General features: G+C 71.3%; 1 protein-coding gene. It reads left to right on the top strand.

Annotation, left to right across the window (positions count from 1 at the left end; translation table 11 throughout):
- A partial coding sequence (locus HUK84_RS21120) for a HAMP domain-containing protein (RefSeq protein ID WP_176641916.1) occupies positions 1 to 764 on the top strand: 764 nt, incomplete at both ends.

The raw sequence follows: 764 nt of genomic DNA, 5'->3' as shown, positions 1-764 counted from the left end.
GGACCCTGGCCGCGCGCATCGTCGCCTGGGTGCTGGCCGTGGTGCTGGGCTGCCTGCTGCTGCTGGGCGCGCTGGTCGCCGGCTTCACCCGCTACGAGGTCACGGAACGGCTGGATAATTCGTTGCAGGAGGTCGCGGAACGGCTGGAATTCGTCATTTCCGCGATCGGCGCCGCCCCGCGCGGCGACGACGTCGCCCGCCTGCCCCAGGTCGGGCCGCGCACGCTCGCCTACCAGATCGCGACCCCGGACGGACGGCTGGTGCTGCGCTCGCAGAACGCGCCGGACCATCCCTTCGTGCCGCTGCTGCAGCCGGGCTTCTACGACCGGCCGCGCTTTCGCGTCTATGTCGTCCAGGCGACCGACGGCGGCCATTACATCCTGGTCGGCGAACCCACCTTCCACCGGCGCGAGGCCGTGCGCCGCGCCACGCTGATCTCCATCCTGCCGATGGTGGTCTTCCTGCCCTGCGTGTGGCTGCTGGTGCGCTGGGTGGTGCGCCGCGCCCTGCGCCCCCTGACCGACCTCCAGGCCGAAATCCGCGCCCGCGGCGGCGGCAACCTCACCCCCATCCCGCCTCTGAACCTGCCCGACGAATTGCTGCCCATCCACGCCGCGCTCAATTCCCTGCTGGATCGGCTGAAGAAGGCGCTCTCGACCGAACGCGCCTTCGCCGCCAACGCGGCGCACGAGCTGCGCAACCCGATCGGCGCCCTGCTGGCCCAGGCCCAGATGCTGCGCGAACAGATGCACGACCGGACGCAC

This window comes from Nguyenibacter vanlangensis, assembly GCF_013376155.1.
Lineage (GTDB): Bacteria > Pseudomonadota > Alphaproteobacteria > Acetobacterales > Acetobacteraceae > Gluconacetobacter > Gluconacetobacter vanlangensis.
This window is presented reverse-complemented; position numbering and strand designations above follow the sequence as displayed.